The following is a 26887-nucleotide window of genomic DNA, read 5'->3' on the forward strand; positions in this document are numbered from 1 at the left end:
GATAAAGACGTAAAGAAGAGGCGTAACCCTAATTTAGGAAGACTAGCTTCAAGGAGGTTAACTACGACCTCTATCTATACAATTATTATCCCATAAGAAAGTGGGATTGAGAACAAAATGTAGTATTTATTACTACAACTATAATATACGAGGAGGAATAACTAAGATAGTTGGAATCTTTACAGGTACACTTATACCAGCAATCACTGCAGTTGTATCAGCTATAGGTATTGTCCCTATTGCTATTGGTGCAGTAATAGCTGGCCTTGTTCTTTTATGGAAGAAGTGCGACTGGTTTAGAGAAGGTCTTATCTCTATTTGGGAAACAATAAAAGAATCAACAGTTTCTATTTGGAATGGAATAAAAGAATTCTTCGTAAACCTATGGCAAGGGATATCAGATTCATGGACAAGCACCTGGACTGAAATCACAAGTTTTCTATCAGAATTTTGGTCTGGATTTATTGAAGGAGTTAAGAATACTTGGAAAGGCATCAAGGATTTCTTTGCCAATCTATGGAATGGAATTTCTGAAGGATGGAACAGTATCTGGACATCTATAACAACTTTTCTAACTGAATCTTGGAATACCTTTATTGAGGGAGCCAAGAGTTTATGGCAAAGTTTAGGAGAATTCTTTACAAGCCTTTGGACAGGAATTAAAACTATTTTTACCAATATATGGACAGCTATTTCAACTACAACTACAGAAGTATTTACAGCAGTTAGTGAGTTTATCAGGACTACTTGGGAAAGTATTAAGACTTTAATTTCAACAGTTCTAGATGCAATCAAAGTAAAAGTAGAGACTATTTGGAATGGACTAAAAGAGTTTTTAACAACAGTTATTACTGCTATTGGAGAATTTATTTCTACCTCCTGGACAAACATAAAAACTACAATTGAGACTATCTTGACTTCTATTAAGGCAGTTCTTGAATCAGTCTGGAACGGGATAAAGACCTTTATGTCATCAACAATGAATAACATTAAGTCCTTTGTTTCATCTGCTTGGAACTCCATAAAGTCGACTATTTCATCTGCAGTGAATACTGCAAAGTCAGCAGTATCATCTGCATTTAATTCCATGAGATCAAGTATTTCATCAACCATGTCAAATATTCAGTCCACTATTAGAAATGGATTTAATAATGCAGTTAATCATATTAAGAATTTGGCATCTCAAGCTTATACATGGGGAGCCGATATGATTAACGGAATTGCAAGAGGGATTAGAAGTGCGATTAGCAATGTGACATCTGCTGTATCGAATGTAGCATCAACTATTAGGTCTTACTTGCACTTCTCTGTACCAGATGTTGGGCCACTTACCGACTATGAATCTTGGATGCCTGATTTTATGGAAGGCTTGTCTAAGGGGATAGAAAAGAGTAGGAGATTAGTCCAATCTTCAATGAAAAATGTCGCAAGTGATATGGTTTTAAGCCCAAGCATATCAGCCGTTGGTATGGGGGGATACGATAAAGAATCAGCTATAAATGGAATTGATATAGGAAGACAAATATCCGATGCACTTGCAAATATTAATTTAAAATCGGAAAATTCTGGAGATATAGTCATACCAGTTTATCTTGGAGGAACTCTACTTGATGAAGTTATTGTTAATGCATCCATGCGTAAGAATTTAAGAAGTGGAGGAAGATAGAATTGAAATATCAATCATATTTAATTATTGAAGGAGTAGACCTACCTCTACCAAATTCTTATGATTTGGAGTTTAGAGATATAGAAGCAGATACTGGAGGAGAAACAGAGGCAGGAACTATTCAGAGAGATATTGTTAGAAACAAAGTAGCAAGTATTTCTGTAAGTTTTTCTTGCAGTCCTAAACTTGTAAAGACATTGAGTAGTTTTGCTAATAAGTCTAATCTTAAAGTTAAATACTTAGATACAGAAAGCTTGGAACTCAAAGAGACACAAATGTATATAGACAAGTTGCAGGTCAAATTAATAAAAGATACTTCTTATAAGGGATTGTGGGAAGTATCTTTTTCATTGGAGGAGTACTAATGTATCCAACAAGCAATGAATATAAAACAGTTATAAAAAAGAATTCTCGTAAATTTTACTGGACGGGAAATATCATCTTAAAAGATGAAACAATCATTCCATTTACCAATAAAGATATTCTTAAAGGGTCTGGGTACATCCATCGTTCATGCTCTGGATCTTCTGAACTTGAAATAGGGACAGTTTATGCTGGAGAGTTTGGTATTAGTCTTTTTTCAAATATAGATAGGTATTCTCTAGAAGATTCAAAACTAGAACTTTTTTACCATCAAGAATTAGAAAGCAAAAAGATAGAAACCATACCGATGGGAATCTTTGATGTCACTGAAGCAAATAGGTCTAAGAAAATTTTAGAACTAAAAGGCTATGACTATATGCTTAGGTTTGATAAGAATTTTCCAATTACAGATACCTTTGGTACAGCTTTTGAACTCCTGAGTCTTTCATGTGAGAAGTGCAAGGTGGAACTAGGTATGACAGAAGATGAGGTAAAAGCTTTTGCAAACGGAGAGAAAGTTTTGGCAATTTATCAAGACCATGATATAGAAACCTATAGAGACTTTATTCACTATATAGCATCAACCCTTGGTACTTTTGCACAGATCTCTCGTGATGGTAAATTGGTTTTAAAAAAGTATGCAGAAAGTATATCCACTGATATTAAAACGAGAGAAAGATTTTCTTCATCTGTATCAGATTTTAAAACAAGATATACGGCTATCAACTCAACAAATGCAAAGACTAAAATAGCTGAATATTACTCTTTAGAAAATGATGATGGACTAACTATGAATCTTGGAATAAATCCACTGATGCAGTTAGGACTTCCAGAAAAAAGAAAAAGAATGTGTGAGGTACTTCTTACTGAAATTTGTAAGATTCATCACACACCTTTTGATATGGTAACAATAGGAGACCCCAGCCTTGATGTAGGAGATAGAATAGCTATTTCTTACGAAGACGAAAAGATTGAAGGGCTTATTACTGACATTGAATACAAGATAAATAGCAAGCATAGAATTCTTGGTGTAGGAAAAAATCCATATTTATCTAAAGCTAAGAGTAAGAATGATAAGAATATAGTAGGACTATTAAATCAAATTGAATCTGAAAAATTAGTAGTTCATGCCTATTCAAATTATTCTGCATTTAATCTTTCCATAACGGATACACCAATAATTCGTATAGAATTTGCCTCCAATAAGGAAACGGAGGCAATTTTTAATGCATCTATCTTGTTAAATATCATCTGTGATACTGAAGAAAAAACTAGAAAGATATCAAGAAAGGTTAAGAAACAAGTAGAGGTTTTAAATAATGATGGAAAATCCTATGATCCTCCAAAGTTTGAAGAAAAAGAAGAAGTAGAGGAATTAGACTTTATTGAAAACATAGAAATACCAACAAGGATAGTTATTACTTATGTTTTCAATGATACGAAAATAGAGCACCACATTCCAAAAGAAACCTACCTAAGTGGCGACCACATTCTAAATCTTTTTTATCCGTTAACTAAACTGCAAGAGAAAACAATGAACAACTTCTCAGTGCTTATTAGGCTTGAATCAGGACAAGCAATGATAGGTAAAGACAATGCTATCGCTGCTATCTCTGGTCAATCCTTAGGTTCTACAGAAGCTTGGGATGGAAAGATTAAGATTGATGAATCCTGGAAGATAATAGAACTTAGTCATTCATTCCTGCTTAGGAAACTTAAAGCAGACTACAAAGTCGAAAGACAAGTTCCAAGACCACTAGTATTTAATGAAAAGGTAGGAAGATTCAAATATCAAGGATTAATGCTTGGAAAATATAAAGAAGAAATCATTACAGAATTTAAAGATAAGGAGGAAGGAAATGCTCAAAGGTAAATCAGTCATTGAACTAACCGATGTGAGGACGAATACGAAGGAGATATATGAAGATGAAAACTTAATAACGAATGCAGTCCCAGATTTATTAAGGCTCAATCCTATGGGGTTAATGTACCCTATGGGGGATTCGAGAATTACTCAATATGAAAAAGAAATATTTCCTATAGCAACTAAATGTTATGGTGGGATCCTTTTATTTGAGGATAAGTTAGAGGAAGATCCAAATAAAATATTTGCTCCTTCTGATAATCAAATCATAGGCTATGCATCCAATGATGTAAATTCAACGGATGCACCAAGAAGAGGTTCAGCTAATCTTAATGAATCAACCCCTCTTGAAAATGGACACAAGTTTGTCTGGGACTTTTCTACATCACAGGCAAACGGAAGAATCTCTTCATTGGCATTAACACATTATAGAGGAGGGAAACATTTTTATGGAGACACTCATGGTAAAGATCCCTTCTTATTATTAAATAAAATTAGCTTATGGAAAAACAGAGAAGTCTCGGACGCATATAACGGATGTGTTGAAATAGACGTTGAAAACAACACCTTGGTTTCAATATGGCCTTTAGACAACAAATCAATAGAATTAGTAAAACTTAAGGAACCATTTACGAGTATAGGCTTAAATGATCCAATTTACACTAAAGGATATAAAAATGAGGAAAGGATAACAATTGATGTATCAGAGTTTTTTAGTAAATTGAGTACTTGGAACGAATGTTGTTTTTATGACGGAGAAGATGGAAATTGGTATGGTTTTGGAACTTACAGAGATAATCTAATAAGAATAAAAATAAATAAAAATGATTACTCAACGAAAATAGATGAGTGGGCATTAAATGAAATAAGATTAGGTAAATTAGGAAGTTACTATGAAAAAAATAGAAGTTACTGTCATAGATATGTATATAGCTGTATTAAAGATGGCTATCTATATTCGATAAATTCATATAGTGCGGATAAAATCTATAAAATTAATATCAATAATCCTGTAGATATCTCTGTTATAGAATTAGGTAAAGAAGTTAGGACTTCGAAATATGGGGGAGAATACTGTTACCTATATAAGTGGGGAGACTATATATTAGGTTATGAATTTGCAATTGATAAAAAAGACCAAGTCATAGTAAACAGTGTTTCTGATTATAACGGTGAGGGAATACCAAACTTAATGATGGATCCAAAGACAATCGGGCCATTGGTCATTGGATTTGGAGGTTATGAGGAGAGGTTTTACAAACTTTTATTTCTTCATACCCCATACCTTGGAACAATTAATAACCTATCAAGTCCAATATTAAAAACAGCAGATAAGACAATGAAAATAACTTATACCTTAACAGAGGAGGAATAAAATGAATAAGTTTTTAGAAATTTTAAAAGTATGCTTTACAGCTATCGGAGGATGGTTGGGATTTTATCTTGGAAGTGTAGATGCTTTTATCTACACATTACTTGCTTTTGTAATAGCTGACTATCTAACAGGAGTTTTAAGAGCAGGTGTAGAAAGAAAGCTATCCTCATCCATAGGATTTAAGGGGATAGCTAAAAAGATTATGATTTTTATAGTTGTAGGTATCGCAAACCTATGTGATGTAAATTTAATTAAAGGTGATGGAACAATGATAAGAACAGCCATCATCTTTTTTTATATAGCAAATGAGGGGCTTTCTATACTTGAAAACTCTGTAGCACTAGGTTTGCCAGTACCAGAAAAATTAAAAAGAGTATTAGAACAATTTAAGGAGGAAAAATAAATGAGTAATAGTCCATTAGTACAAGCAAGAATTCTATCACCTAACCATAGTGGAAGAAGGAATCAAAAGATTACTAAAATAGCAATCCACCACGCAGCTGGAGTTATAAATGGTAGAAATCTTGCTGGAGTATTTGTGCCAAGGTCAAGACGAGCATCAGCTAACTATAACTTAGGGTCAGATGGAGTCATTGTTTTAGGAGTAGATGAATCTAACAGAGCCTGGACAACCTCATCTTCCTGGTGTGACAACCGAGCGGTAACAATTGAAGTAGGAAACTCTACGAGAGGACCCAAGTGGTTAGTTTCTGATTATGTTTTAAATAGATTAATTGATTTAGTTACAGACATCTGCAGAAGAAATGGAATCTATCCTTGCACCTACACTGGAGGTAAGGATGGTGTTCTTCAAAAACACGAGTGGTATAAAAGTACTAACTGTCCTGGTCCATATCTTGGCAGCAAGTTTCCATATATAGCAAATGAAGTAAATAAAAGACTAAGAGGCAATAATACTATTAGTAAACCGACAGGTGGACTATATAGAGTTAGAAAATCTTGGTCTGATGTAAAAAGCCAGAAAGGTGCGTTTAAGAATTTAGATAATGCTAAAAGATGTGCCGATAGATTTAGATTAAAAGTATTCGATGCTAATGGTAAGATAGTATATCCAGTTGGGAAGTCAATCGATGATTTAGCAAGAGAAGTTATAAGTGGAAAATGGGGGAATGGAGAAGAAAGAAAAAGGAGATTAACTCAAGCTGGATATGATTATTATGCTATTCAGAGAAGAGTGAATCAATTAGTTTAATAAAATGATTATGGCTTAATGGATTTTTAAATTAGAAATCCATTAAGCCTTTTTTTATTTTACCATCCTATTTCAGTATTTCTTATGGCATATATTAAGACCTTAATATTACTCAAAAACACTCTCTTTGTCCTAAGGAATATAGAGGAAAGAAAATTAGGGTTAAAAATAGACCTTATTTCTTTGCCTGTGATATAGGAGGTGGAGTATGAGAGTGGAAAAGTTTGAAGGTAGAAAAGAAATTATAAAATCAGAATACACTGAAAGGGATTTAAAGGCAGAGCTTAACTTTTATCTATCAGATAAGTTTATCCAAGACCTCTTTCTTTTAGACGAAATCAGTCTTGAAGAATATAGAAAAATTAGGAGAGAAAACATTAAAAAATTCAGACCTATTCTTTCAGAATTAATGCTATAAGACTTGATAAATACTCACTTGTACGGGAATATAGCACTAGCAGAAAGGAGGTTGAATGGATGAAAAAGATAACAAAAATAGAAGCAAATCAAAAAGAAGAATCTATATTAAGAGTCGCTGCCTATGCGAGAGTATCGACAGATGAAGATGCTCAGCTTGTGAGTCTTAAAACGCAAAAAGCACACTACGAAAAGATGATATCTGAGAATGATTCATATACTTTTGCAGGTCTATACTTTGATGAAGGCATCACTGGAACAAAGAAAGAATGTAGAGACGGTCTTCTAAAAATGATAAAAGACTGTGAAGACGGAAAAATAGATTTTATCCTAACCAAATCCATCTCAAGGCTTGCAAGAAACACGACAGATTGTTTGGAAATCGTAAGAAGACTCCTTGATTTAAACATTGGTATCTATTTTGAAAAAGAAAACATTGATACCAGGACAATGGAAAGCGAGTTGATGTTATCCATACTTTCATCCCTTGCAGAAAGTGAGTCCAGGTCTATATCAGAAAATAACAAATGGTCCATAAAGAAAAGATTTCAAAATGGAACGTTTATTATATCAAGCCCACCTTATGGCTATGAGAATATAGACGGAAAGATGGTAGTGAATGAAGAAGAAGGAAAAATAATAAAAGAAATATTTGAACAGTATCTTTCAGGTAATGGAACGCACAAAATTGCAGAAGACTTAAATAAAAGAAAGATTAAAGGACAAAAAGGAGCAAGCTGGCACGGGTCGACTATAAATGGAATCTTAAAAAATGAAAAATATATAGGCGATGTCATCTACCAAAAGACCTATACAGATGATACTTACAAGAGGCATAAAAATAATGGAGAAGAAGACCAGTATAAGATTATAGATAACCATGAAGCCATTGTAAGTAGAGAGGACTTTGAGAAAGTTCAAGACCTAATAAAGATAAGGGCTATAGCAAAAGGAAATGGAGAAGACACTAAAAGATATCAAAATAGATATAGCCTATCAGGGAAAATAAAGTGTGGCGAGTGTGGATCAACATTTAAAAGAAGACATCACTATAATGGAAAAGTTAGATATATAGCTTGGACTTGTAGTGAGCACCTAAGAGATATTAATAAGTGTTCTATGAAGTTTATTAAAGACAAGGACATAAAAGTGGCTTTTATAACTTTAGTAAACAAGCTAATCTTTGGAAAAGATAGTATCTTTACACCACTTTTGAAATCATTAAAGAGAATGGACAGCAAGGGAGAAGTTGCGAAGATAAATAAAATAGAAGAAGGTTTAGAAAAACTAAAGGAAAGAAAAGAGGTTCTAAGCAAACTAATAACTTCGGGCGTTTTAGATGCAAGTATTTACACAAAAGAAAGCAGTGAAATTTCAAGTGAAGAAAGTTTTCTACTCAGGGAAAAGGAAAGAAGTAAAAAAGCTATCCTTGGAAATGATGAAGAAATAAGAGAACTTGAAAAACTAATAGGAATCTTAGATAAAAGTAAAATGATAGATCACTTTGAAGATGACTCGTTTGAAGAAATCATTGATCACATACAGGTTGTCAATAGAGAGACTCTTGATTTTCATTTAAAGTGTGGACTTGTACTTAGGGAGGAAGTGAAAAATAATGTCTAGATTATGTTATGGCTACACCATAAGAGACGGAAGACTAGAAGTTCAAGAAAAAGAAGCCGAGAATATAAGAAAAATCTTTAAAAACTATCTTGATGGAAATGCCCTTATAAAGTCGGCAGACCTGGCAGGCTTAAAGAAAAACAGCTCCAGTGTAAAAAGAATCCTTACCAATAAAAAGTACTTAGGAAACGAAATCTATCCCAAGATAATAGATAGAGAGAGCTTTGAAAAGGCAGGTCAAATGTTAAAAGAAAGGGCAGTGGCCATGGGACGAGTTTGGAAAAAGGAAGAAGAGATTATTAAAGTTCCTTGCAAGTTTAGATATAAAGAAGAAGGAATTCTACCACTAGATCCCTTTGAACGAGCAAGCCACCAGTACAATTTAATCGAGGTGATAGATGATGAATAGCAAGGTTATAGTTATACCAGCTAAGAAGAAAAAAGGAAATTCCATCAGGGAATCAGAAAAGAAGAAACTAAGAGTAGCTGCCTATGCAAGGGTATCGACGGACAGCGATGAACAGGCAACTTCTTATGACACTCAAATAGACCATTACACAAACTATATTAAGAAAAATCCAGATTGGGAATTTGCAGGAGTTTTTTCTGATGAAGGAATCAGTGGAACATATACCAAGAAAAGAGCTGGCTTTAATAAAATGATTGAAGAAGCCATGGAAGGAAATATCGACTATATAATCACAAAGTCCATATCGAGGTTTGCTAGAAATACCCTAGACTGTTTAAAGTATATTCGTAAACTAAAAGAAAACAATATCCCAGTCTATTTTGAAAAAGAAAACATCAACACCATGGATGCCAAGGGAGAAGTTCTCCTTACCATTATGGCATCTCTTGCTCAACAGGAAAGTCAGTCTTTATCACAAAATGTGAAGTTAGGATTTCAATACAGATTTCAACAAGGACAAGTCCAAGTAAATCATAATAGGTTCTTAGGCTACACAAAAGACGAAGAGGGAAAACTTGTCATTGTTCCTGAAGAAGCAAAAATTATAAAAAGGATCTACAGAGAATACTTGGAAGGAGCAAGTCTACGAGATATAAAGGTAGGACTTGAAAAAGACAAGATAGTAAATGGGGCGGGGAATAAAAAGTGGCATGTATCAAACCTCAATCAAATTTTAACCAATGAGAAATACATGGGGGATGCCCTCTTACAAAAGACTTATACAGTGGATTTTCTAAATAAGAAAAGGGTAAAAAATGATGGAATAGCACCTCAATATTATGTAGAAAATAGCCACGAAGCCATCATACCAAAAGAAATCTTCATGCGAGTCCAAGAAGAAATGGATAGACGAGCTAATATGGTGAGCGGCAAAGGAAAGAGAAGAATTTATTCAAGCAAATATGCCCTTTCAAGTATTGTCTACTGCTCTAAATGCGGGGATATTTATAGGAGAATAGCATGGAACAACAGAGGGAAAAAATATACTGTTTGGAGATGCTGTACAAGAGTAACCCATGGACCAGACGCATGTGAAGCAAGAACCATAAGAGAAGAAGACCTACAAGAAGCAGTCGTAGAAGCCATCAATCAGCTTATATCTGAAAGCAGTGAATTAAAAGAAATAATTAAAGAAAATATAGAAAAAGCCATCACAGGTGATGGAAGTAGTCAGATAGAAGAAATAGACAAAGAAATGCTTGAGGTACAAGAAGAACTTTTAAAAGTAGCTAATGCAAAAAAAGACTACACAGACCTTGCAGATAGAGTGGAAGAGTTAAGAAATGAAAAAGAAAAGATACTTCTAAATATAGCGGAAGAGAAGAATGAACAAAACAGACTAAAGGAATTAGAAGAGTTTTTAGATAATCAGGAATTGGAAATAGAAAGCTACGATGAAGACTTGGTAAGGAAACTTGTAGATAAGGTAGTTGTATATGATGAGGAACTAAAGATAGTGCTCAAGTCAGGAGTTGAAGTCAATGTATGTGTATAAATATCTTGACTTTCAAATATAACATGTGCTACAATATAACTAAGTTATATTTGAAGAAAGGAGGGCAAATCGTGGCAAACGGAGATTATGAAGTAACTCATAATAGGATTCTTAATAGCGGTAAGAAAATTTTCAAAGAACAAGGATTTGAAAAGGCAAATTTAAGAGCTATTTGCAAAGAAGCAGGTGTTACTACTGGGGCGTTTTATGGTCATTTTGAGGATAAGGAAGCACTTTTTTCTGAGTTAGTTGAGCCGATTGTAAGCCAAATACGAAAATACTATGCTATGTATGAGGATGAGAGTTTTGAGACATATAAAAAGGAAGTTCCACTTGGGAAAGAAACCATTTATAAAATTTTAGACTCTAAAGCACATGGTGCTGTTAAGATGGTCTTGTATTTTTTTGAAAATAAAGATGCATTTGAGTTATTAGTGTTTGGTTCTTATGGAACAAAATACAGTAATTTTTTAGATGAACTCGTGGAAATAGAAGATAAAAATCACATCAAAATATTAAGCATGATTTATGGTGAAGATGGTGTCGGTAGTGTAATAACCGATATGGGAATTCACTTAATTAACCATGCATATTATTATGCTTTATCTGAAGTTGCTGTTCATTCTAAAAGCAGAGAAGAAGTAGAATTAAATGCCAAACTAATTTCAAAATTCTTTAATGAAGGATGGGGCAAAATACGAGGTTTGTAAAATGGAAAAATTTTTGCATCAAATATAACTTAGTTATATTAAAGATTTAATTTTATATAAATTGGCAACATGCTGTTTTATAAGCAGATAAAAAATATTATATGTATTCAAGGAGGAGAAAAATGAATTTAAAAAGTATTGTAAAAATAGCAGTATTTTCTGTTATTGGTTTTGTATTAACAATGGGATTGGGACTTTTGACAGGATCGTTTGGAATGATTCCGAGTTTGTATTTATCATCGGCACTTCCAACAATAATTGCCGCGCCAGTTTTTGTAATAATGTGTAAACAAGTCGCACAAAGAGGAACAGCATTCTTATATTTCTTATTACTCGGCGTGTTCTATGCTCTTATGGGAATGTGGCCTGTAATAGTAGTTTGTGCAATTGCAGGAATATTAGCAGAGCTTGTGATTGGTAAAAAGGAAAATTACTCAGACAAAACTATGAAAGTAGGTCTTGGTTTTGGTGCTGGTATGTTTATATATTCGCTTCATGCGATGTATTTCACATTCGTATTTGGTGTAGAAGGTCTTACAAAACAATTCCCTAAGATGTTTACAACAGACTATGCAACATTTCTTTATAATTTTTACACCCCTAAAAACATTGCAATTTGCGTAGTGATCGCAATCGTTGCATCAATTATTGGTGCTAATTTTGGAACATATATTTACAACAAATTCTTTAGCAACAGGAAGAAAAAAAGTGTTTTGTAAAGGTGAAAAAAATAATATAAACGAATACCAACTATCAGATAAAATCAACCCGCTTACTATAGTTGGGTTGATTTTACTATTTTCAGTTATTCTAACTGTTGGAGAGCAATCACAATATTTATTTTCCCTTATTTTTGTCTTAGGACTATTATTCTTATTTTCTATAAGAAAGGCATTTAGAACGATATGTTCATTGCTTATAGTATGGGGGCTTATTTATTTGCTGAAACCACACTTAGGAAATGTTTTGGTTGGTTCTATATATACAATGCTACTTATAGTGTTGAAATTTGCTCCACTTTTCATTTTGGGAAAAGTTCTGTCCTCATATAGTTCTTCGCATCTAATGGCTGCATTTAGAAAAAATGGAATTGATGGTGGAATAGGGATAGGAATTACAGTATTCTTTCGTTTTATTCCGGAAATCTCTATTAGGATGAAGGAAATAAACAATGGCATGAAAATTAGAGGATTTAAAGCAAGTATTTTCAAACCAATTAAAACATTTGAATTATATTTTGTTCCTCTTATGTATAAGTGCATAGATATAAGCGATACCTTAACTTGTTCAATCATATCAAAAGGTATTGAATATGATGGACAAAAAACAAGTTTTCATGAGGTGAGATTTACATTTATTGATATAGCAATGATGATCGGAGGAATGATTTTGTTGGGGGCGAGTTTATGGAAAATATTTTAGAGGCAGAAATCAAATCCTTTCATTATGGAGAAGATTTGATTTTGAAAGATTTAAAAATGTCTGTAAAGAAAGGCGAAATTATAGTCTTAACAGGTCTTTCAGGATGCGGAAAAACGACACTTTTAAGACTACTAAACGGGCTTATTCCGTCATTTTATGACGGTGATTTGGACGGCGAAATTAAGATTTTAGGGAAGGATATAACTACTTATAAAAAGGGAGAGTTAGCTAAATATATTGGCAATGTATTTCAAAATCCTAAGGATCAATTTTTTTGTGATGTAGTTGAAGATGAAATTGCTTTAGTAGGTGAAAATTTGGGATTAGACAGGGACACCCTAAAAGAAAAAGTTGAAAAAGCAATGGACTTGTTAGGAATAAATCATATTAGCAAAAAATCCATTTTTGAATTATCAGGGGGAGAAAGGCAAAAGGTGGCGATAGCAGGAACACTTATTTATGATACAGACATTATCTTTTTCGATGAACCTTCAAGTAGCCTTGATTACGATAGTATAAAACATTTCAGTGAAATACTTATCAGATTGAAGACGATGGGAAAGACAATAATTATAGCGGAACATAGGCTCTATTATTTAAAAGAGATTTTTAGCAGATTGATTTATATAAAAGACGGTACAATATGTGATGTTTTTCCGAATGGTAGTCTTAGTAATGATAAATGTAAGGAACTTGAGTTAAGGACACTTAATGAAAGAGAATTGATATCAGAAAAAGAACCTATTGTGGCTAAAAGCTGTATCAAAGTAAATAAAGCCTGCATTCATCAAGGCAAAAGAACTTTGATAGAAGAATTAACTTTTGAGCTTGGAGAAAGCGAAATAATGGGAGTGATTGGTTCTAATGGTATTGGGAAAAGTACTTTGGCAAAAGCATTATGTGGTTTATCTGAAAAATATTTGGATGTCAGCTATGGACAGAAACAAAGAGAAAGACTTAGAAATTCATATTGCGTGTTACAAGATGTAGATGCTCAGATTTTTTTAGACACAGTAGAAAATGAGTTGATATTTTGTAAAGATAAAAACTCGGAAAATGATTTAGAAAAGATACGAGAATATCTGAAAGATACAAACCTGTGGCATAAAAAAACCAATCATCCGCAGAAACTATCCGGTGGACAAAAACAACGACTGGCAATTATTACTTCATTTTTATCCGGTCGTAAGCTGATAATTTTGGATGAACCAACATCGGGACTTGATTATAAAAGTATGAAAATTATGTCCGATTTAATTACAGAAAAAGCAAAGGAGATTCCAATTATAATAATTACTCATGATTTAGAACTGTTATTTAAAACCTGTCATTCCGTCTTAATGCTCGGTGATAATGGTTATAAAAAAATATCTGTAAAGGGAAATGAAGCGTTAATCATGGATTTTATGGATAAAAAAGGAAATTTATTGAAGGAGGAGAATGATGTTAAATAAGGTTTTTGAGTATGCTGGTTCGCATAAGAAAACAATACATTTAGCGAGTTTTATTATGCTATTAAGTGTCATTATGGGAGTTGTGCCATTTCTATTTGCTTATCAGATTATAAATCCCTTGATTTTAGGACAAAATTTGGAATTCACAAGGTTAGTTATTTTGCTTGCCGGTATTTTGATATGTTTGGTTTTGCAAGCATTATTAGGTGGTTTGGGTCTTAATATGTCCCATAAGGCAGCATATAACACATTATTTGGACTTAGAACATCTCTACAAAAAAAGATGGAGAATCTTCCCTTAGGAGCTATTGAAGAAAAGGGAACAGGTGCTATTAAAAAGATGTTTGTAGATGATATTGGTAGTTTGGAAGTTCTTTTGGCACACTCATTGCCTGAAGGAATTGCCAATTTAATTGTGCCTGTAATGGTATATATTGCAATGTTTTTCGTTGATTGGAGACTGGCACTTATGTCTTTGGCATCCATTCCACTAAGCATTGTCGCTATGATGATTATGTATTCCGCAGGAATGAAAAAAATGGGACCATATTATATGGCGAGTGGAAAAATGAATAATACCATTATTGAATATGTGAATGGTATGGAAGTAGTAAAAGTGTTTAACAAGCAAACGGAATCATATAAAAGATTTTCTAAAGATGTTGGAGATTATAGAGATTATGCACTCGCTTGGTATAAGACTGCATGGCCATGGATGGCATTATACAGTGCCTTACTTCCATGCACGATTATATTAACATTGCCGCTTGGAGGTTACTTTGCTTACATGGGCTATGTTAGTCTTTCTGATTTGATATTGGTATTATGCCTATCTTTGAGTATTGGCTTACCACTCTTAAAGGCTTTGGGATTTTTACCAACGATGCCACAGCTTAATTATAAAATATCTGCATTGGAAGATGCTTTAAATATAGAACCATTAAAACAAGGTGAAAACAAGTTTAAAGGTATAGATCATACTATTTCCTATGACAATGTTACATTTGGTTATCAACTAAGCAAGATGGGAGAGAATGGACAACCTGAAACATACATTAAAAATGTGATTCATAATGTGAGCTTTACAGCAAAAGTTGGAGAAAAGACAGCCATTGTTGGAGAATCAGGCTCAGGTAAAAGCACCTTAGCGAAACTCTTAATTCATTACTATGATGTTTTAGAGGGAAGTATTAGCATTGGAGGACAAAATTTACAGGATATGAGTCTTAAGGCACTGAATAAAGAGATTTCTTATGTGTCTCAAGACCAATATTTATTTAATACTTCACTCTTAGAAAATATTCGTATCGGAAATTTGTCAGCTACCGATGAAGAAGTGATAGAAGCTGCAAAGAAAGCTCAGTGTATGGAATTTTTAGATAAGCTCCCAAATGGTATTTACTCTTTGGCTGGCGAGGCAGGAAAGATGTTATCAGGTGGAGAAAGGCAAAGAATATCATTAGCGAGAGCTATTTTGAAAAATGCTCCGATTGTTGTACTTGATGAGGCAACAGCCTACGCAGATCCGGAAAATGAAGAAAAAATGGAAGCAGCTATTCGTGAACTTGTAAAAGGAAAAACATTGATTGTAATTGCTCATAAACTTCCGGCAATTGTAGATGCAGACCAAATATTGGTAATGAATCATGGTCGTTTAGTTGCAAATGGAAAACATAATGACTTGTTAGAATCATCAGCAGACTACCGTAAATTATGGGATGCGACACTATTTAGTAAAGATTGGAAAATCAGCAGAAAGGAAGGTGAAATGAATGTTTAAACTAATATCAAGAATTTTAAACTTGTCAGGAAAGTATAAAAATAGAATTAAAGGGGCATTTGTTTTTGCCTTTATTGAATCTGTTTTAAGTAAAATGCCTATTTTTATTGCATTTACTGTATTGATAGGATTTTATGAAAAGACAATATCACCGAAAACATTCTTGTATGTAGGAATAGGACTTGGTTTGGTAGTGTTGGTACAGGCATTGGTTCATTTTTTAAGCGATAAATTGCAAAGTGCTGCTGGCTTTCTGATTTTTGCAGATAAAAGGATGGAGCTTGGAAATCACCTTAGAAAACTTCCTATGGGATATTTCACATCAGGAAATTTAGGAAAAATCAATTCTGTTTTAAGTTCAGATATGTCATTCATTGAGGAAGTATCCATGAGTACCATAGCTAATATGATGAGTTATGTGCTTTCAACCGTTGTGCTTACTATATTCATGTTTGTTTTAGATTATAGAATAGGTCTTGTGTCTGTGTGTGTAACTCTAATAGCAACATTACTTGCAAGCAGAATGAATAAAATGTCTTTATCTGAAGCTGTTATCAGGCAAGAGCAAGGAGAGAAGCTAACAGATGCAGTTTTGTCATTTGCAGAAGGAATTAGTGTAATCAAAAGCTATAACCTTTTAGGAGACAATTCAAAGGCTCTTACAGATAGCTTTGCTTCATCAAGAGACACTTCTATAAAGTTTGAAAAGAAGATGACACCTTGGACAAGCGGATTGAACATTATTTATGGTATCGGAATTACTTTTATTTTGGCACTTGCTTTGTATCTTCATTTACAAGGAATGTTGAAACTTCCTTATGTGTTAGGACTGATACTATTTGTATTTGACTTATTCAGTCCATTAAAAACTCTTTATGGAGAAGCAAGCAGGCTAACAGTTATGAATGCTGCTTTAGATCGTATTGAAGAAGTATTAAATGAAACAGAACTACAGGATACAGGTAAAAAACATCTCTTAAAGGCTAAGTTTGGTGAGCCGGAAATTAGTTTTAATCATGTGAAATTTTCTTATGGAGAAAAAGAGGTTTTGCATGATATGAATTTTGAAATGAAAAAGAATACAATGACAGCTTTAGTTGGACAGTCCGGAGGAGGAAAATCTACAGTAGCAAATCTTTTGGCAAGATTTTGGGATGTAGACTCCGGTGAAATTTTGATTAGAGGGGTGAATATAAAGGATGTTTCGCTATCTGAATTGATGTCGGAAATTAGTATGGTTTTCCAGAGAGTGTATTTGTTTCAAGATACGATTTTTAACAATATTGCCATGGGGAAAGAAAATGCGACGAAAGAAGAAGTTATAGAAGCTGCAAAAAAAGCAAGATGCTATGATTTTATTATGGCACTTCCTGATGGATTTGACACAATGATTGGAGAAGGCGGAGCAACTCTATCCGGTGGTGAAAAACAAAGAATTTCTATTGCTCGCTGCATATTAAAAGATGCTCCTATTGTAATTCTTGACGAGGCAACAGCAAGTGTTGATGTGGACAATGAAAGCTATATACAGGAAGCAATCAGTGAATTGGTAAAGAATAAAACATTATTAGTTATCGCCCATAGATTAAATACTATTAGAGATGCCGATAGTATTATTGTAATCAAGGAAGGGAATATTGCAGAACAAGGAACCCATAATGAGCTAATTGCTTTAAATGGGATTTATAAAAATATGGTAGAGCTCCAAGAAAAAAATAAAGGACTAAAAATTATATAAAAATTGGTCTAAGAGAGGAGAAGGCAATGAAACAAGATATGAAAGAACAATTATTAACAAAAAGACCGATAGATTTACTCTTTCAGTTATCTATTCCGGCAGTTATCGGAATGATTGTTATCGGTCTGTATCCGTTAATGGACGGAATATTTGCAGGGAAAATTATAGGACAGACAGCAATGACTGCCTGTGGTGTCGCAATGCCACTTACCTTTTTCAACAGCGGTGTTTCAACTTTACTTGGTGTAGGTTCTGCATCTGTACTTTCAAGAGCAATCGGTAAAGGGGATCAAAAAACTGTAGATAAAATTATGGGTAACCTAATCTATTGGGTGATTTTCTTCTCTGTAATTATTACAGTTGGAGGAATACTTCTTGCTCCGCATTTTTTAGATATGGTCGGTGCAACGGGTGAAATCAAAGCCTATGGTATTAGATACCTTAGAGTAATTTTTATAGGTTCTCTATTTGTAAACTTCACACAGTCCGCAAACATGGTTATGCGTGGCGAAGGACTGATGAAAAAAGCTATGACGATTATGGGACTTGGAGCATTACTGAATATCATTCTCGATCCGATTTTAATGACAGTTATGGGTGAATATGCGATTGAAGGTGCTGCCCTTGCAACCATCACAGCACAATTTGTTCAGGCAGTGGCAACACTACATTATTTCTTGAAAAAGAGTAAAGTTGTTAAAATCCATAAGATAAAGTCTGATGCGGAAATTAAAAAAGAAATGTTTTCTGTCGGTTCATCCGCTATGATGATGCAGCTTTTGTTTATGATTCAACAGACTATGCTCTATAAAATGGCATTTAAGTATGGCGGAGATACCAATGGAATTTTGATGGCGGCATCACTTCGTGTATATGCCTTTTCATTTATTCCTCTTTGGGGAATGAGTCAAGGCTTACAACCTGTTGTTGGAACAAACTTTGGAGCAAAGCAGTATGACAGAGTAAGACAGGCTATGAAGGTCTTTTCTATTGGCGGTTTAGTTCTTGCAGCAATCTTTTGGATTCCGTCTTTATTGCTTTCAAGTCAAATACTATCTTTATTCGGTGTAGAAGCAAACATCATTGCACAGGGTGTTGGAAACTTTAGATTGTTCTATTCCGTATTTATTTTGTATGGAGTAATGGTTATGACTGTTACTTTCTTCCAATCAATCGGAAACGGAAAGAAAGCTGGGATAATCGTAATGCTTAGACAACTGTTTTTGTTTGTTCCTGCCATGATTTTATTGCCAATGATATTTGGAGTAAAAGCTGTTTGGTTTACACAGCCACTTGTTGATTTCATTATGATTGTTGTTGGCGTTTTCATGATGATTGGGGAACTGAATAAAATGGGGAAAGAAAAAGTTCAAGCGTAAAATTTCTTATTAGGTGTTTAGAATTTGAAACATTAGAAGGACTTAATTTATGGAAAATAGTTAGCTATAAAATGGAGGGATAGAAATGGAAAAGTCTATATATTTATTTGAAAGAATAAACCACAATAAAAATAGTCCTTTTTCCTATAAGCTTTATAGCTGTTTGTCTTTCCATATGCTCGTCTAAACAATTAAATATAATTAAAGGAAGAACAAGTTTCTTTCGTTTTAGAGGACTTCTTATGCCAAGGTGCAGGAGTCCTCCTTTTTTTGTTTTAAAACGCAGACAAAAAGAAATGGAGGAAGCATATATGCCAAAAAAATATTACCTTTATATCAACGGACAAAAGGTCAAAGTCAGTGAAGATATTTATAAAGTCTACTGGCGAGAAAGAGAACACGAAAAGTATTTGGAGCAGGTGGAAAGAAAAAATCACTTGCTCTTTTTTCATCATTGGATCATGACGGACATTTTGTAGATAATATTGTTGATGAAAGTGTTGATGTAGAAAAGATTGTTGAAACACAGATGATGATTGAAGCAGTCAGAAATACAATTTCAAGACTCAATGCAGAAGAAAGGGGCATCATTGAGCGTTTGTACTTTCAGGATGAAATTCTTTCGAGTATTACAAGAATAAAGAAAGTGAGTTATCAAGCTATACAATGGCGTAAGAATAATATATTGAAAAAACTGAAGTTGTTATTAGAAGATTTTTTAAGATAATCGACTTGTAGATAAGGGCAGATTTTCCATTATAAAGTAAAGGTGATATAGGGCTATTTTTCTTTGCTTATTAATAGTATATTATGTAATGAGAGAAGGAATTTATATCATAGATATGTTCCCACATACAAGGCTTTTGAAAAAATTACAATTTTATCCATACTGACCGATCAAGCCACGTTGAAGCAGCAATTCTGATGACGTATTGTGGTTTGGACAAGGAATAATAGGAGTCAACCACAACATGTAGTGGTTTGAGTACGAAAATTGGGTCAAAAACAGGCTAAAAAATACCGTTTTTTGACCCTTTTAAATAGGGCATTTGACAGATGACATTTGATGTTTCGGGATTAAAAATCCATAGGGTGAGGTAGATTAGCACAGAACTTTATTGAATAGAGAAATTAAAAGTGATATAATCAGTTGCATAAGGAGGAGTTAAATATGTGTACATGTATTGCAGTAGTAGATATTACTTTATCTCATTTATAATGAAAAAAATTAAAGGAGGTAAAGGTATGGGTATGTTTTCTATATTTGTTAATGAGAGATTTCATTATCAACCAAACCAAAAATAATTGGTTATAATGAGCTCTTAAGATTAGTTCATTATAACCGGCAAGGAGAAGGTTATAATGAAACAGAAAAACCCGAAAAATACGCAAAATTTCATTACATCTAAAAAGCATGTAAAGGAAATATTAAAATATACGAATATCAATAAACAAGATAAAATAATAGAAATTGGGTCAGGAAAAGGACATTTTACCAAGGAACTTGTGGAAATGAGTCAACGGGTGAATGCTATAGAGATTGATGAAGGTTTATGTCATGCCACGAAAAAAGCAGTTGAACCTTTTCAGAATATAAAAGTTATTCATGAGGATATTTTGAAGTTTAGCTTTCCTAAAAATACAGACTATAAAATATTTGGTAATATTCCCTACAATATTAGTACTGATATTGTAAAAAAGATTGCTTTTGATAGTCAAGCGAAATATAGCTACCTTATTGTAGAGAGGGGATTTGCTAAAAGGTTGCAAAATACCCAACGAGCTTTAGGTTTGCTGTTAATGGTGGAAATGGATATAAAAATTCTTAAAAAAGTGCCACGAGCATATTTTCACCCTAAGCCTAATGTAGATTCTGTATTGATTGTACTTGAAAGGCATAAACCATTTATTTTAAAGAAGGACTACAAAAAGTATAGATTTTTCGTTTATAAATGGGTAAACAGGGAATATCATGTTCTTTTTACTAAAAATCAATTAAGACAGGTGCTGAAGCATGCGAATGTTACTGATCTTGATAAATTATCCAATGAACAATTTTTGTCTGTTTTCAATAGTTACAAATTATTTCAATAAATTAAAAATAATTAAGCGTTCTCTAACTTTAAGAGAACGCTTAATCTTATTGTCCACTTAAGTGAGTTGAGCGAACGAAAGAGAGCGAAACAAAAAACCACCTGCTATGCAGGTGGAGGGATTTAGCTTTAGCTTCAAGCACCAAGAAAACCTCCTTAAAGTATAATTGTGATAGTCACATGCACAATTAAACAAGGAGGTAATCATGGATAAAAATACTTTATCGCATACAAGCTGGAGATGCAAATATCATATAGTTTTCGCACCAAAATATAGAAGACAAGTAATATATAGACAATTAAGAAAAGATATAGGAAGTATACTTCGAGAATTATGTTCAAGAAAAGGAATAACAATAATAGAAGCAGAACTATGTCCAGATCATGTTCATATGTTGGTATAAATTCCACCGAAATACTCAATATCACAAATAATGGGATATTTAAAAGGAAAAAGTTCATTAATAATATTTGATAGACACGCCAACTTAAAATATAAATATGGAAACAGACACTTTTGGTGTAGAGGATATTATGTAGATACAGTGGGAAGAAATGAAAAGAAAATAAAAGAATATATACAAAATCAATTAAAAGAAGACTATTACACAGACCAAATAAGTATAAAGGAATACTATGACCCGTTTACGGGAGAGGAAGTCAAATAAAAACAAATAAAAAAACTGCTTAAGCAGTAGTTGGGAAAGTGGTGCATGTGAAGGAATACTCGACAGCCCCAATAGGGGCGTGCCGGTATTCGCGCCTTATAGGCGCTGTGCAAACTACCAGCTAAGCTGGTAGTTTTGATTACATTGAAAAATGCATTCTATTATTTTCAATTATTATGATATAACATAATTATCATTTTACTTATTTGCATATTTGCACGAAAATATAGTTATCGACGACTATTCTGATAATAGCAACTAATATAGTCAATGATAACTCAAAATTTATTGATATAGTAGGTATATGTGCAACTAATTAGGGAAGATTTTAGCTTGCCATTTCTGAAACAGCTAAAACAAGTATTGCGTAAAGAATGCGCCAGTCTTCCCATGGACTTAAAATGCTTGCTTGGGGCACACATAAAACCCCTTGAACAATCTATTGACAGAGTTGAAGGACTGTCGGAGATTCTAAGACGAAGTAATCCTAAAATGGCCCTATGCCATACAGATATTCATAATTGGAACTTGATGCAACGGGATGAGCAGTTAGTTCTAATTGACTGGGAAGGCTTGAAATTGGCTCCAGTAAAAGCTGATCTCATGTTTTTTGTTGATAAGCCATATTATGATGTATTTATGAACATATACCTGAAATTACACAAAGATTTTTTAATCAATACGGATGCTTTGTTATTCTATCATATTAGACGTAAACTAGAAGATATATGGGAGTTTATTGAACAACTTTTATATGACAATCAAGAGGATAAGGAAAGAAATGAAACTATAAAAGTTCTTGATGGTGAACTGAATAACTTAGTGTTTTGAAAAAAGAATAACGTATTATTAAGCTAAATAATATTGGAGAAGAAAATGAATAAACAAGAATTATATCAAATTGCTTTCAGTATAATTAATCATAAAAAGTTACGGAACTTTGGAACTTCAGGGCATGTGGAGACGGTGGTATTGATGTCAAGGAAAATAAGATAATAGGCTATAAAAGTGTTGAAATTAATGGTTTTGGGGTTTTAGAAGAAATCCTAAAAGCCATTTTTCTATTTAGATAAATATCTTAATTATAATTAAAGAATAAATTGAGGATCAAGAACCTCAATATTATATAGAAAATAGCCACGAAGCGATCATACCAAAAGAAATCTTCATGCAAGTCTAAGAAGAAATGGATAGACGAGCTAATATGGTAAGTGGCAAAGGGAAAAGAAGAATCTATTCCAGTAAATACGCCCTTTCAAGTATTGTCTACTGCTCTATATGTGGGGATATTTACAGGAGAATAGCATGGAATAATAGAGGAAAGAAAAAAACAAGTTATTTATAGTGTTAAATTACCAACACTCTTATTACTTCCTATGTAATGTTTACAGTTCTAGTATCATAACTTGTTCAATTAGAGGATTTAAACAGATTTTTGTGGGCTGTTTTTTAGTACCATAAATAGTGTAAGAAAGGAAGTAATTCCTATCTTGCACTATTTTTGTATAATGAAGAAGTAGTATGACGAGGCTGTTTTAGGGTTGAAACATCCGCCACAAAAACTGTCAACTACCTTTTCATTATTCATATTCGGTTAAGCAGGTTGGGCAAAACGCCCGTGTCACAAGCTAAAAAGAGTGTAATGGTGCAGGTAGAAACTACAAAATAAAAAGAAAGAGGAAAAAACATGATATCTGTAGGAATAGACATATCAAAAGAAAAAATCACAGTTTGTGCATTAGGACAAGGAAGCAAAATAATCTGGAAACCCTTTGATGTTTCTCTAAAAAAACAGAAGTAGAAAAATTTTTAGAGAAACTAGAAAAAATAAAAGAAGAAGTAAAAATAACAATGGAAGCAACAGGAAAATATCATCTCCCAATACTTTATGAATTAAAAGATAAAGACTACTTTGTAACAGTAATAAATCCATTAAAAATGAAACAATTCTGTAGAGCATTAAACTTTAGAAAAGCAAAAAACGACAAGATAGATGCAAAACAAATAGCAGAATATGGACTAATGTATTGGAAAGAATTAGAAGAATACAAAATAGATGAAGTGAACTACAGAATCCTAAAAGAATTAAATAGAAGCTACCAACATTACATGGAGCTAAGAATCGACCAAATGAACTACATAGATCAAACAATACATCAAACATTTCCAGGCATAAAAAAACTAATACCACATAATTCAGGAGACTTTTCAAAAGACAAACTATTGGACTTTCTAGAAAAATGGTGGCATAAAGACCTAGTATTAGAAAAAACATAAGAAGAATTTGTAGAAGAATATAAAACTTGGGCAAAGGAAAAGAGATACCATCCAAATGCAAACAAAGCAAAAACCATTTACAAAATAGCAGAGGATAGTATCTCAACACAACCTTCTCATAACTCAAAACTAGAAACGAATATCAGAGAAGGAATAAACCTGATAAAACAAATAAATCAGATTCTAAATAGAATTTTATCACAAATGATAGAAATATCCGAGCCCTTAGAAGAATATAAAGAAGCAAAAAAATTCTCAGGCATATCAGAAAAATTAGCAGTACAAATAGTAGCAGAATTTGGAGACCTATCAAAATTTAAAAACAAAAAAAGCCTAATATCCTTTATAGGAATAGACGCACCACCATATGAATCAGGAAACTTTAAAGCAGATCAAAGAAAAATAAGTAAAAGAGGAAACGCAATACTAAGAAAAGTAGGCTACCAAGCAATGAAATGTATGATGAGTGCTAAAAATCCAGAAAATGAAATATATAAGTATATGATAAAAAAAGAAAAAGAAGGGAAAGCCAAAACGTTTGCAAATTTGCAGGCTTAAACAAATTCTTAAGAATCTACTATGCAAGAGTTATGGAATCAAAAGCAGAGAAAAAAGAATTAAAAGTAGCATAAGATTTAAAATAACACTAAAAAGCAAGCCGATTGATTACACTCGGCTTGTTTGCTATACGCTAATTTAATAACTCAAATAATCAAATAACCTGAAATTTATATCAGGTTATACTTGACTTTTGTTAGCAGGTTTCTTTTATAAAAAATGATATAATAAATTATGAGATGCGTATTTATTGCTTATTCTCACATGCTTGTCTGTCCAATTATTGGACTAGTAGGTTTAATACTTGGGGTAAGGGAAAAAGATAGGTTTTTTATGGCATTAAATGTCCTTTTTATCTTATTACTTCCTATAGCAATGTTTGCTAGTCATCTAGTAGGATCTCTTTAAGTAAGATAATAAGTTTAGAATAAAAATTTGTAAATAATTTTAAAAAAGCTATAAGTTTATCCGCTTATAGCTTTTTATCTCTCCACTTCCTTTCCATAATAATTTTCATAGTTTTTCCTATACTGAACAAGGTCAGAAAATTGTTCTTTATTCAAAGAATACTCTTGCATAAGGGTGTTCTTTTTTTCTTGCAATTTATCGAGATTTGATAGTATTTCTTTTGTGCTTGGAAGCTTTTTATAGTTTTCTAAAATTTCTTTAGCGGCTATTTTATAAACAGAAAGTTCACTATAATATTCTTCTGCAAACTGATTATCTTCAGGATTTTTCTTGTGGTATTTATAGATTTCACGATACTTATTTATAGTATTTATATTTTCCATATCTTGGGATAAACTTTTCATTTCACTTTCGATTTTCTTTATTTTATCTAACAAGTCTTGTCTATCATCAGCAGATTTTTTGATTAGATCATCGAGTTTAGTAATAGATTTAATTCCTTGTTCTCTAAGCTTAATTATCGAGTCAGCCATTGTTTTGATATTATGTTTTCTTGCCCAAACTTCATAACCTTTTGAGGATTGAGCTTTTTCATTAGTGGATATATCAATAACATTTCCTACACGCTTTTTAATAGGATTAGCTTTATTTTTAATTGCTAAATCTATTCGTTCTTTGATTTTTTCCTCAGTATAATCTTCTCCGATAGTCTTAGCTCTTGTAAATCTTTGCTTATCTTTATGACGAAAAGCAATGTGTTTACCAAACTTAATTTCATAATCAATAGATTTCATATTATCTAAAAATTCTTCCCACGAGTTAGACTTATTGATCATTCTATCTATATCAAATTGAAGTTTAGACTTCCAAGAATTTCCTTTCTTGTTTTGATCATATTCGTACCAAGACTTACCAGCAGTTTTATATTTTCTCTTGTAAGCTTCATAGTATTTATCAATGACTGAAAGCTTATTTTCTTTACATAATTCATCACTTTGATACCTGATTTTGTGGTAAGATTTTTTGTTAGATTGGTAGCATTTACCAGTCTTGTAATTAACATTATTAAAAATTATATGGTTATGGATATGTCCTCTATCTATATGAGTTGCAAGAACAAATTCATAATCTTCTTTTAAAATTTTCTTACATAATTCCATTCCAATTTCGTGAGCTTTTATAGGATCAACCTCTCCTGGTAGAAAAGATTGAATTAAATGTCTAGCTAAGACTGTTCCTTTAGTATCATTATCTTCTCGTGTTTTTATAAATTGTATATGAGCAGTAGATGGATGACATTTGAATGAAGATACCAAGACTTTTTCATCAGTTTTTTCGCTCTTAGTAATGTAATCTATTGCCAAATTTAGAGTTGATTTTATAGGATGTATTTTTGTAATTGCCATACTAATCACCAGAACTTTCTTTTGATTTGTTAAGAAGTAGGGAATGGATCTGCCATATTTCTTTTGCCAATTTTTCTATTTTTTCTCGCATATAATCAATGTCTTTCTTGTAAATTACTCCCGTTGTATTAGTTGCTTTTGCAATCTGGTTTATATTATTTGTTGCATTTGAAAGTAGCCATTGTAGGTTTCTAAATGGTTCTAAATCCACTACATAAATTTCTTTCTCTAATACGCACTTTCTAAGAAAGTGGGACATAGTTTTGCAATTTGCAAGTTTCATTTTCTTTTCAAAAATTTCTTTTTCTTCATCTGTTAAATATATTTTTAGTTGATTATTTCTTTTTCTATTATCCATAGTATATCTCCTTATCATAAATTATTGGGGTCTTAGGGTTCTCCCTAACAAGGTAAAATTGATAAAAAAAGAAGCAGTCCATAAAGGTTCTGCTTCATCAATTTTTCGTAAGTGGGTACTCACTTACTGTGCTTGCTCATATACTAATAGT

Annotated in this window: 24 protein-coding genes and 3 pseudogenes; 25 read left to right on the top strand and 2 right to left on the bottom strand. The window is 32.7% G+C overall.

Features of this window, described 5'->3' with window-relative positions; translation table 11 throughout:
- The first annotated feature begins 106 nt into the window (after positions 1-106).
- From NH288_RS08815 to NH288_RS08935, 25 genes and pseudogenes are all read left to right on the top strand, one after another.
- Positions 107-1666, top strand: a complete 1560-nt coding sequence (locus NH288_RS08815; protein WP_265214708.1) for a hypothetical protein — start codon at positions 107-109, stop codon at positions 1664-1666.
- Between the two features lie 2 nt (positions 1667-1668).
- On the top strand, positions 1669-2031 hold the full coding sequence (locus tag NH288_RS08820) for a hypothetical protein (protein ID WP_019131809.1): 363 nt from the start codon (positions 1669-1671) through the stop codon (positions 2029-2031).
- Positions 2031-3902: a hypothetical protein gene (locus tag NH288_RS08825; RefSeq protein ID WP_265214711.1), complete on the top strand. Its 1872-nt coding sequence runs from the start codon at positions 2031-2033 to the stop codon at positions 3900-3902. The genes NH288_RS08820 and NH288_RS08825 overlap by 1 nt, the downstream gene beginning before the upstream one ends.
- Entirely contained in the window at positions 3835-5268 is a 1434-nt protein-coding gene (locus tag NH288_RS08830) for a hypothetical protein (protein WP_265214712.1), read from the top strand. The genes NH288_RS08825 and NH288_RS08830 overlap by 68 nt, the downstream gene beginning before the upstream one ends.
- Position 5269: 1 nt before the next feature.
- Positions 5270-5671, top strand: a complete 402-nt coding sequence (locus NH288_RS08835; protein WP_019125117.1) for a holin family protein — start codon at positions 5270-5272, stop codon at positions 5669-5671.
- Positions 5672-6481, top strand: a complete 810-nt coding sequence (locus NH288_RS08840) for an N-acetylmuramoyl-L-alanine amidase (RefSeq protein WP_265214713.1) — start codon at positions 5672-5674, stop codon at positions 6479-6481.
- Positions 6482-6689: 208 nt separating this feature from the next.
- Entirely contained in the window at positions 6690-6899 is a 210-nt protein-coding gene (locus NH288_RS08845) for an SHOCT domain-containing protein (RefSeq protein ID WP_068370139.1), read from the top strand.
- 59 nt (positions 6900-6958) lie between these two features.
- A complete protein-coding gene (locus tag NH288_RS08850) occupies positions 6959-8521 on the top strand; it encodes a recombinase family protein (protein ID WP_265214716.1) in 1563 nt (520 codons plus the stop codon).
- Positions 8514-8930: a recombinase family protein gene (locus NH288_RS08855; RefSeq protein ID WP_068370147.1), complete on the top strand. Its 417-nt coding sequence runs from the start codon at positions 8514-8516 to the stop codon at positions 8928-8930. Before NH288_RS08850 ends, NH288_RS08855 begins: the two co-directional genes overlap by 8 nt.
- A complete protein-coding gene (locus NH288_RS08860; RefSeq protein WP_130820196.1) occupies positions 8923-10485 on the top strand; it encodes a recombinase family protein in 1563 nt (520 codons plus the stop codon). The genes NH288_RS08855 and NH288_RS08860 overlap by 8 nt, the downstream gene beginning before the upstream one ends.
- A gap of 71 nt (positions 10486-10556) precedes the next feature.
- Positions 10557-11195: a TetR/AcrR family transcriptional regulator gene (locus NH288_RS08865; protein WP_004835143.1), complete on the top strand. Its 639-nt coding sequence runs from the start codon at positions 10557-10559 to the stop codon at positions 11193-11195.
- Between the two features lie 122 nt (positions 11196-11317).
- Entirely contained in the window at positions 11318-11914 is a 597-nt protein-coding gene (locus NH288_RS08870; protein ID WP_019125108.1) for an MptD family putative ECF transporter S component, read from the top strand.
- Entirely contained in the window at positions 11904-12617 is a 714-nt protein-coding gene (locus tag NH288_RS08875) for an energy-coupling factor transporter transmembrane component T family protein (RefSeq protein ID WP_265214749.1), read from the top strand. The genes NH288_RS08870 and NH288_RS08875 overlap by 11 nt, the downstream gene beginning before the upstream one ends.
- Positions 12602-14071 (top strand): ABC transporter ATP-binding protein, encoded by a 1470-nt coding sequence (locus NH288_RS08880; RefSeq protein ID WP_044565602.1) that lies wholly within the window; start codon positions 12602-12604, stop codon positions 14069-14071. The genes NH288_RS08875 and NH288_RS08880 overlap by 16 nt, the downstream gene beginning before the upstream one ends.
- Positions 14061-15851 carry an ABC transporter ATP-binding protein gene (locus NH288_RS08885; RefSeq protein ID WP_019125105.1) on the top strand — a complete coding sequence of 597 codons (1791 nt, stop codon included), beginning with the start codon at positions 14061-14063 and terminating at the stop codon, positions 15849-15851. Before NH288_RS08880 ends, NH288_RS08885 begins: the two co-directional genes overlap by 11 nt.
- Complete coding sequence (locus tag NH288_RS08890; RefSeq protein WP_034439153.1) at positions 15844-17589, top strand: ABC transporter ATP-binding protein; 1746 nt, start codon at positions 15844-15846, stop codon at positions 17587-17589. The genes NH288_RS08885 and NH288_RS08890 overlap by 8 nt, the downstream gene beginning before the upstream one ends.
- Positions 17590-17615: 26 nt before the next feature.
- The gene (locus tag NH288_RS08895) at positions 17616-18968 is read left to right on the top strand and encodes an MATE family efflux transporter (RefSeq protein ID WP_034439151.1); all 1353 of its coding nucleotides are present in this window, start codon (positions 17616-17618) and stop codon (positions 18966-18968) included.
- 311 nt (positions 18969-19279) lie between these two features.
- Positions 19280-19695: pseudogene (locus NH288_RS08900) on the top strand (sigma-70 family RNA polymerase sigma factor).
- 518 nt (positions 19696-20213) lie between these two features.
- A complete protein-coding gene (locus NH288_RS11420; protein ID WP_223420714.1) occupies positions 20214-20273 on the top strand; it encodes an erythromycin resistance leader peptide in 60 nt (19 codons plus the stop codon).
- A gap of 57 nt (positions 20274-20330) precedes the next feature.
- Entirely contained in the window at positions 20331-21062 is a 732-nt protein-coding gene (gene erm(A), locus NH288_RS08905) for a 23S rRNA (adenine(2058)-N(6))-methyltransferase Erm(A) (RefSeq protein ID WP_000810833.1), read from the top strand.
- A gap of 205 nt (positions 21063-21267) precedes the next feature.
- Positions 21268-21729: pseudogene (gene tnpA / locus NH288_RS08910) on the top strand (IS200/IS605 family transposase).
- A 306-nt stretch (positions 21730-22035) separates the two neighbouring features.
- Positions 22036-22560 carry a phosphotransferase gene (locus NH288_RS08915; RefSeq protein WP_001176020.1) on the top strand — a complete coding sequence of 175 codons (525 nt, stop codon included), beginning with the start codon at positions 22036-22038 and terminating at the stop codon, positions 22558-22560.
- Between the two features lie 283 nt (positions 22561-22843).
- A pseudogene (locus tag NH288_RS08920) lies at positions 22844-23056 on the top strand (recombinase family protein); the annotation flags it as partial.
- A 518-nt stretch (positions 23057-23574) separates the two neighbouring features.
- A complete protein-coding gene (locus NH288_RS08930; protein ID WP_316533178.1) occupies positions 23575-24006 on the top strand; it encodes an IS110 family transposase in 432 nt (143 codons plus the stop codon).
- 204 nt (positions 24007-24210) lie between these two features.
- Positions 24211-24564 (top strand): transposase, encoded by a 354-nt coding sequence (locus NH288_RS08935; protein ID WP_001895960.1) that lies wholly within the window; start codon positions 24211-24213, stop codon positions 24562-24564.
- 482 nt (positions 24565-25046) lie between these two features.
- On the opposite strand, the gene NH288_RS08940 is transcribed toward NH288_RS08935, so the two are convergent.
- Together NH288_RS08940 and NH288_RS08945 are read right to left on the bottom strand one after the other, a co-directional pair.
- Positions 25047-26378, bottom strand: a complete 1332-nt coding sequence (locus NH288_RS08940) for a relaxase/mobilization nuclease domain-containing protein (protein ID WP_265214747.1) — start codon at positions 26376-26378, stop codon at positions 25047-25049.
- 1 nt (position 26379) lies between these two features.
- Positions 26380-26736: a plasmid mobilization protein gene (locus NH288_RS08945; RefSeq protein WP_048942976.1), complete on the bottom strand. Its 357-nt coding sequence runs from the start codon at positions 26734-26736 to the stop codon at positions 26380-26382.
- Between the last annotated feature and the right edge of the window lie 151 nt (positions 26737-26887).

It is taken from the genome of Anaerococcus sp. NML200537, assembly GCF_026131715.1.
GTDB classification, from domain to species: Bacteria; Bacillota; Clostridia; order Tissierellales; family Peptoniphilaceae; genus Anaerococcus; species Anaerococcus kampingae.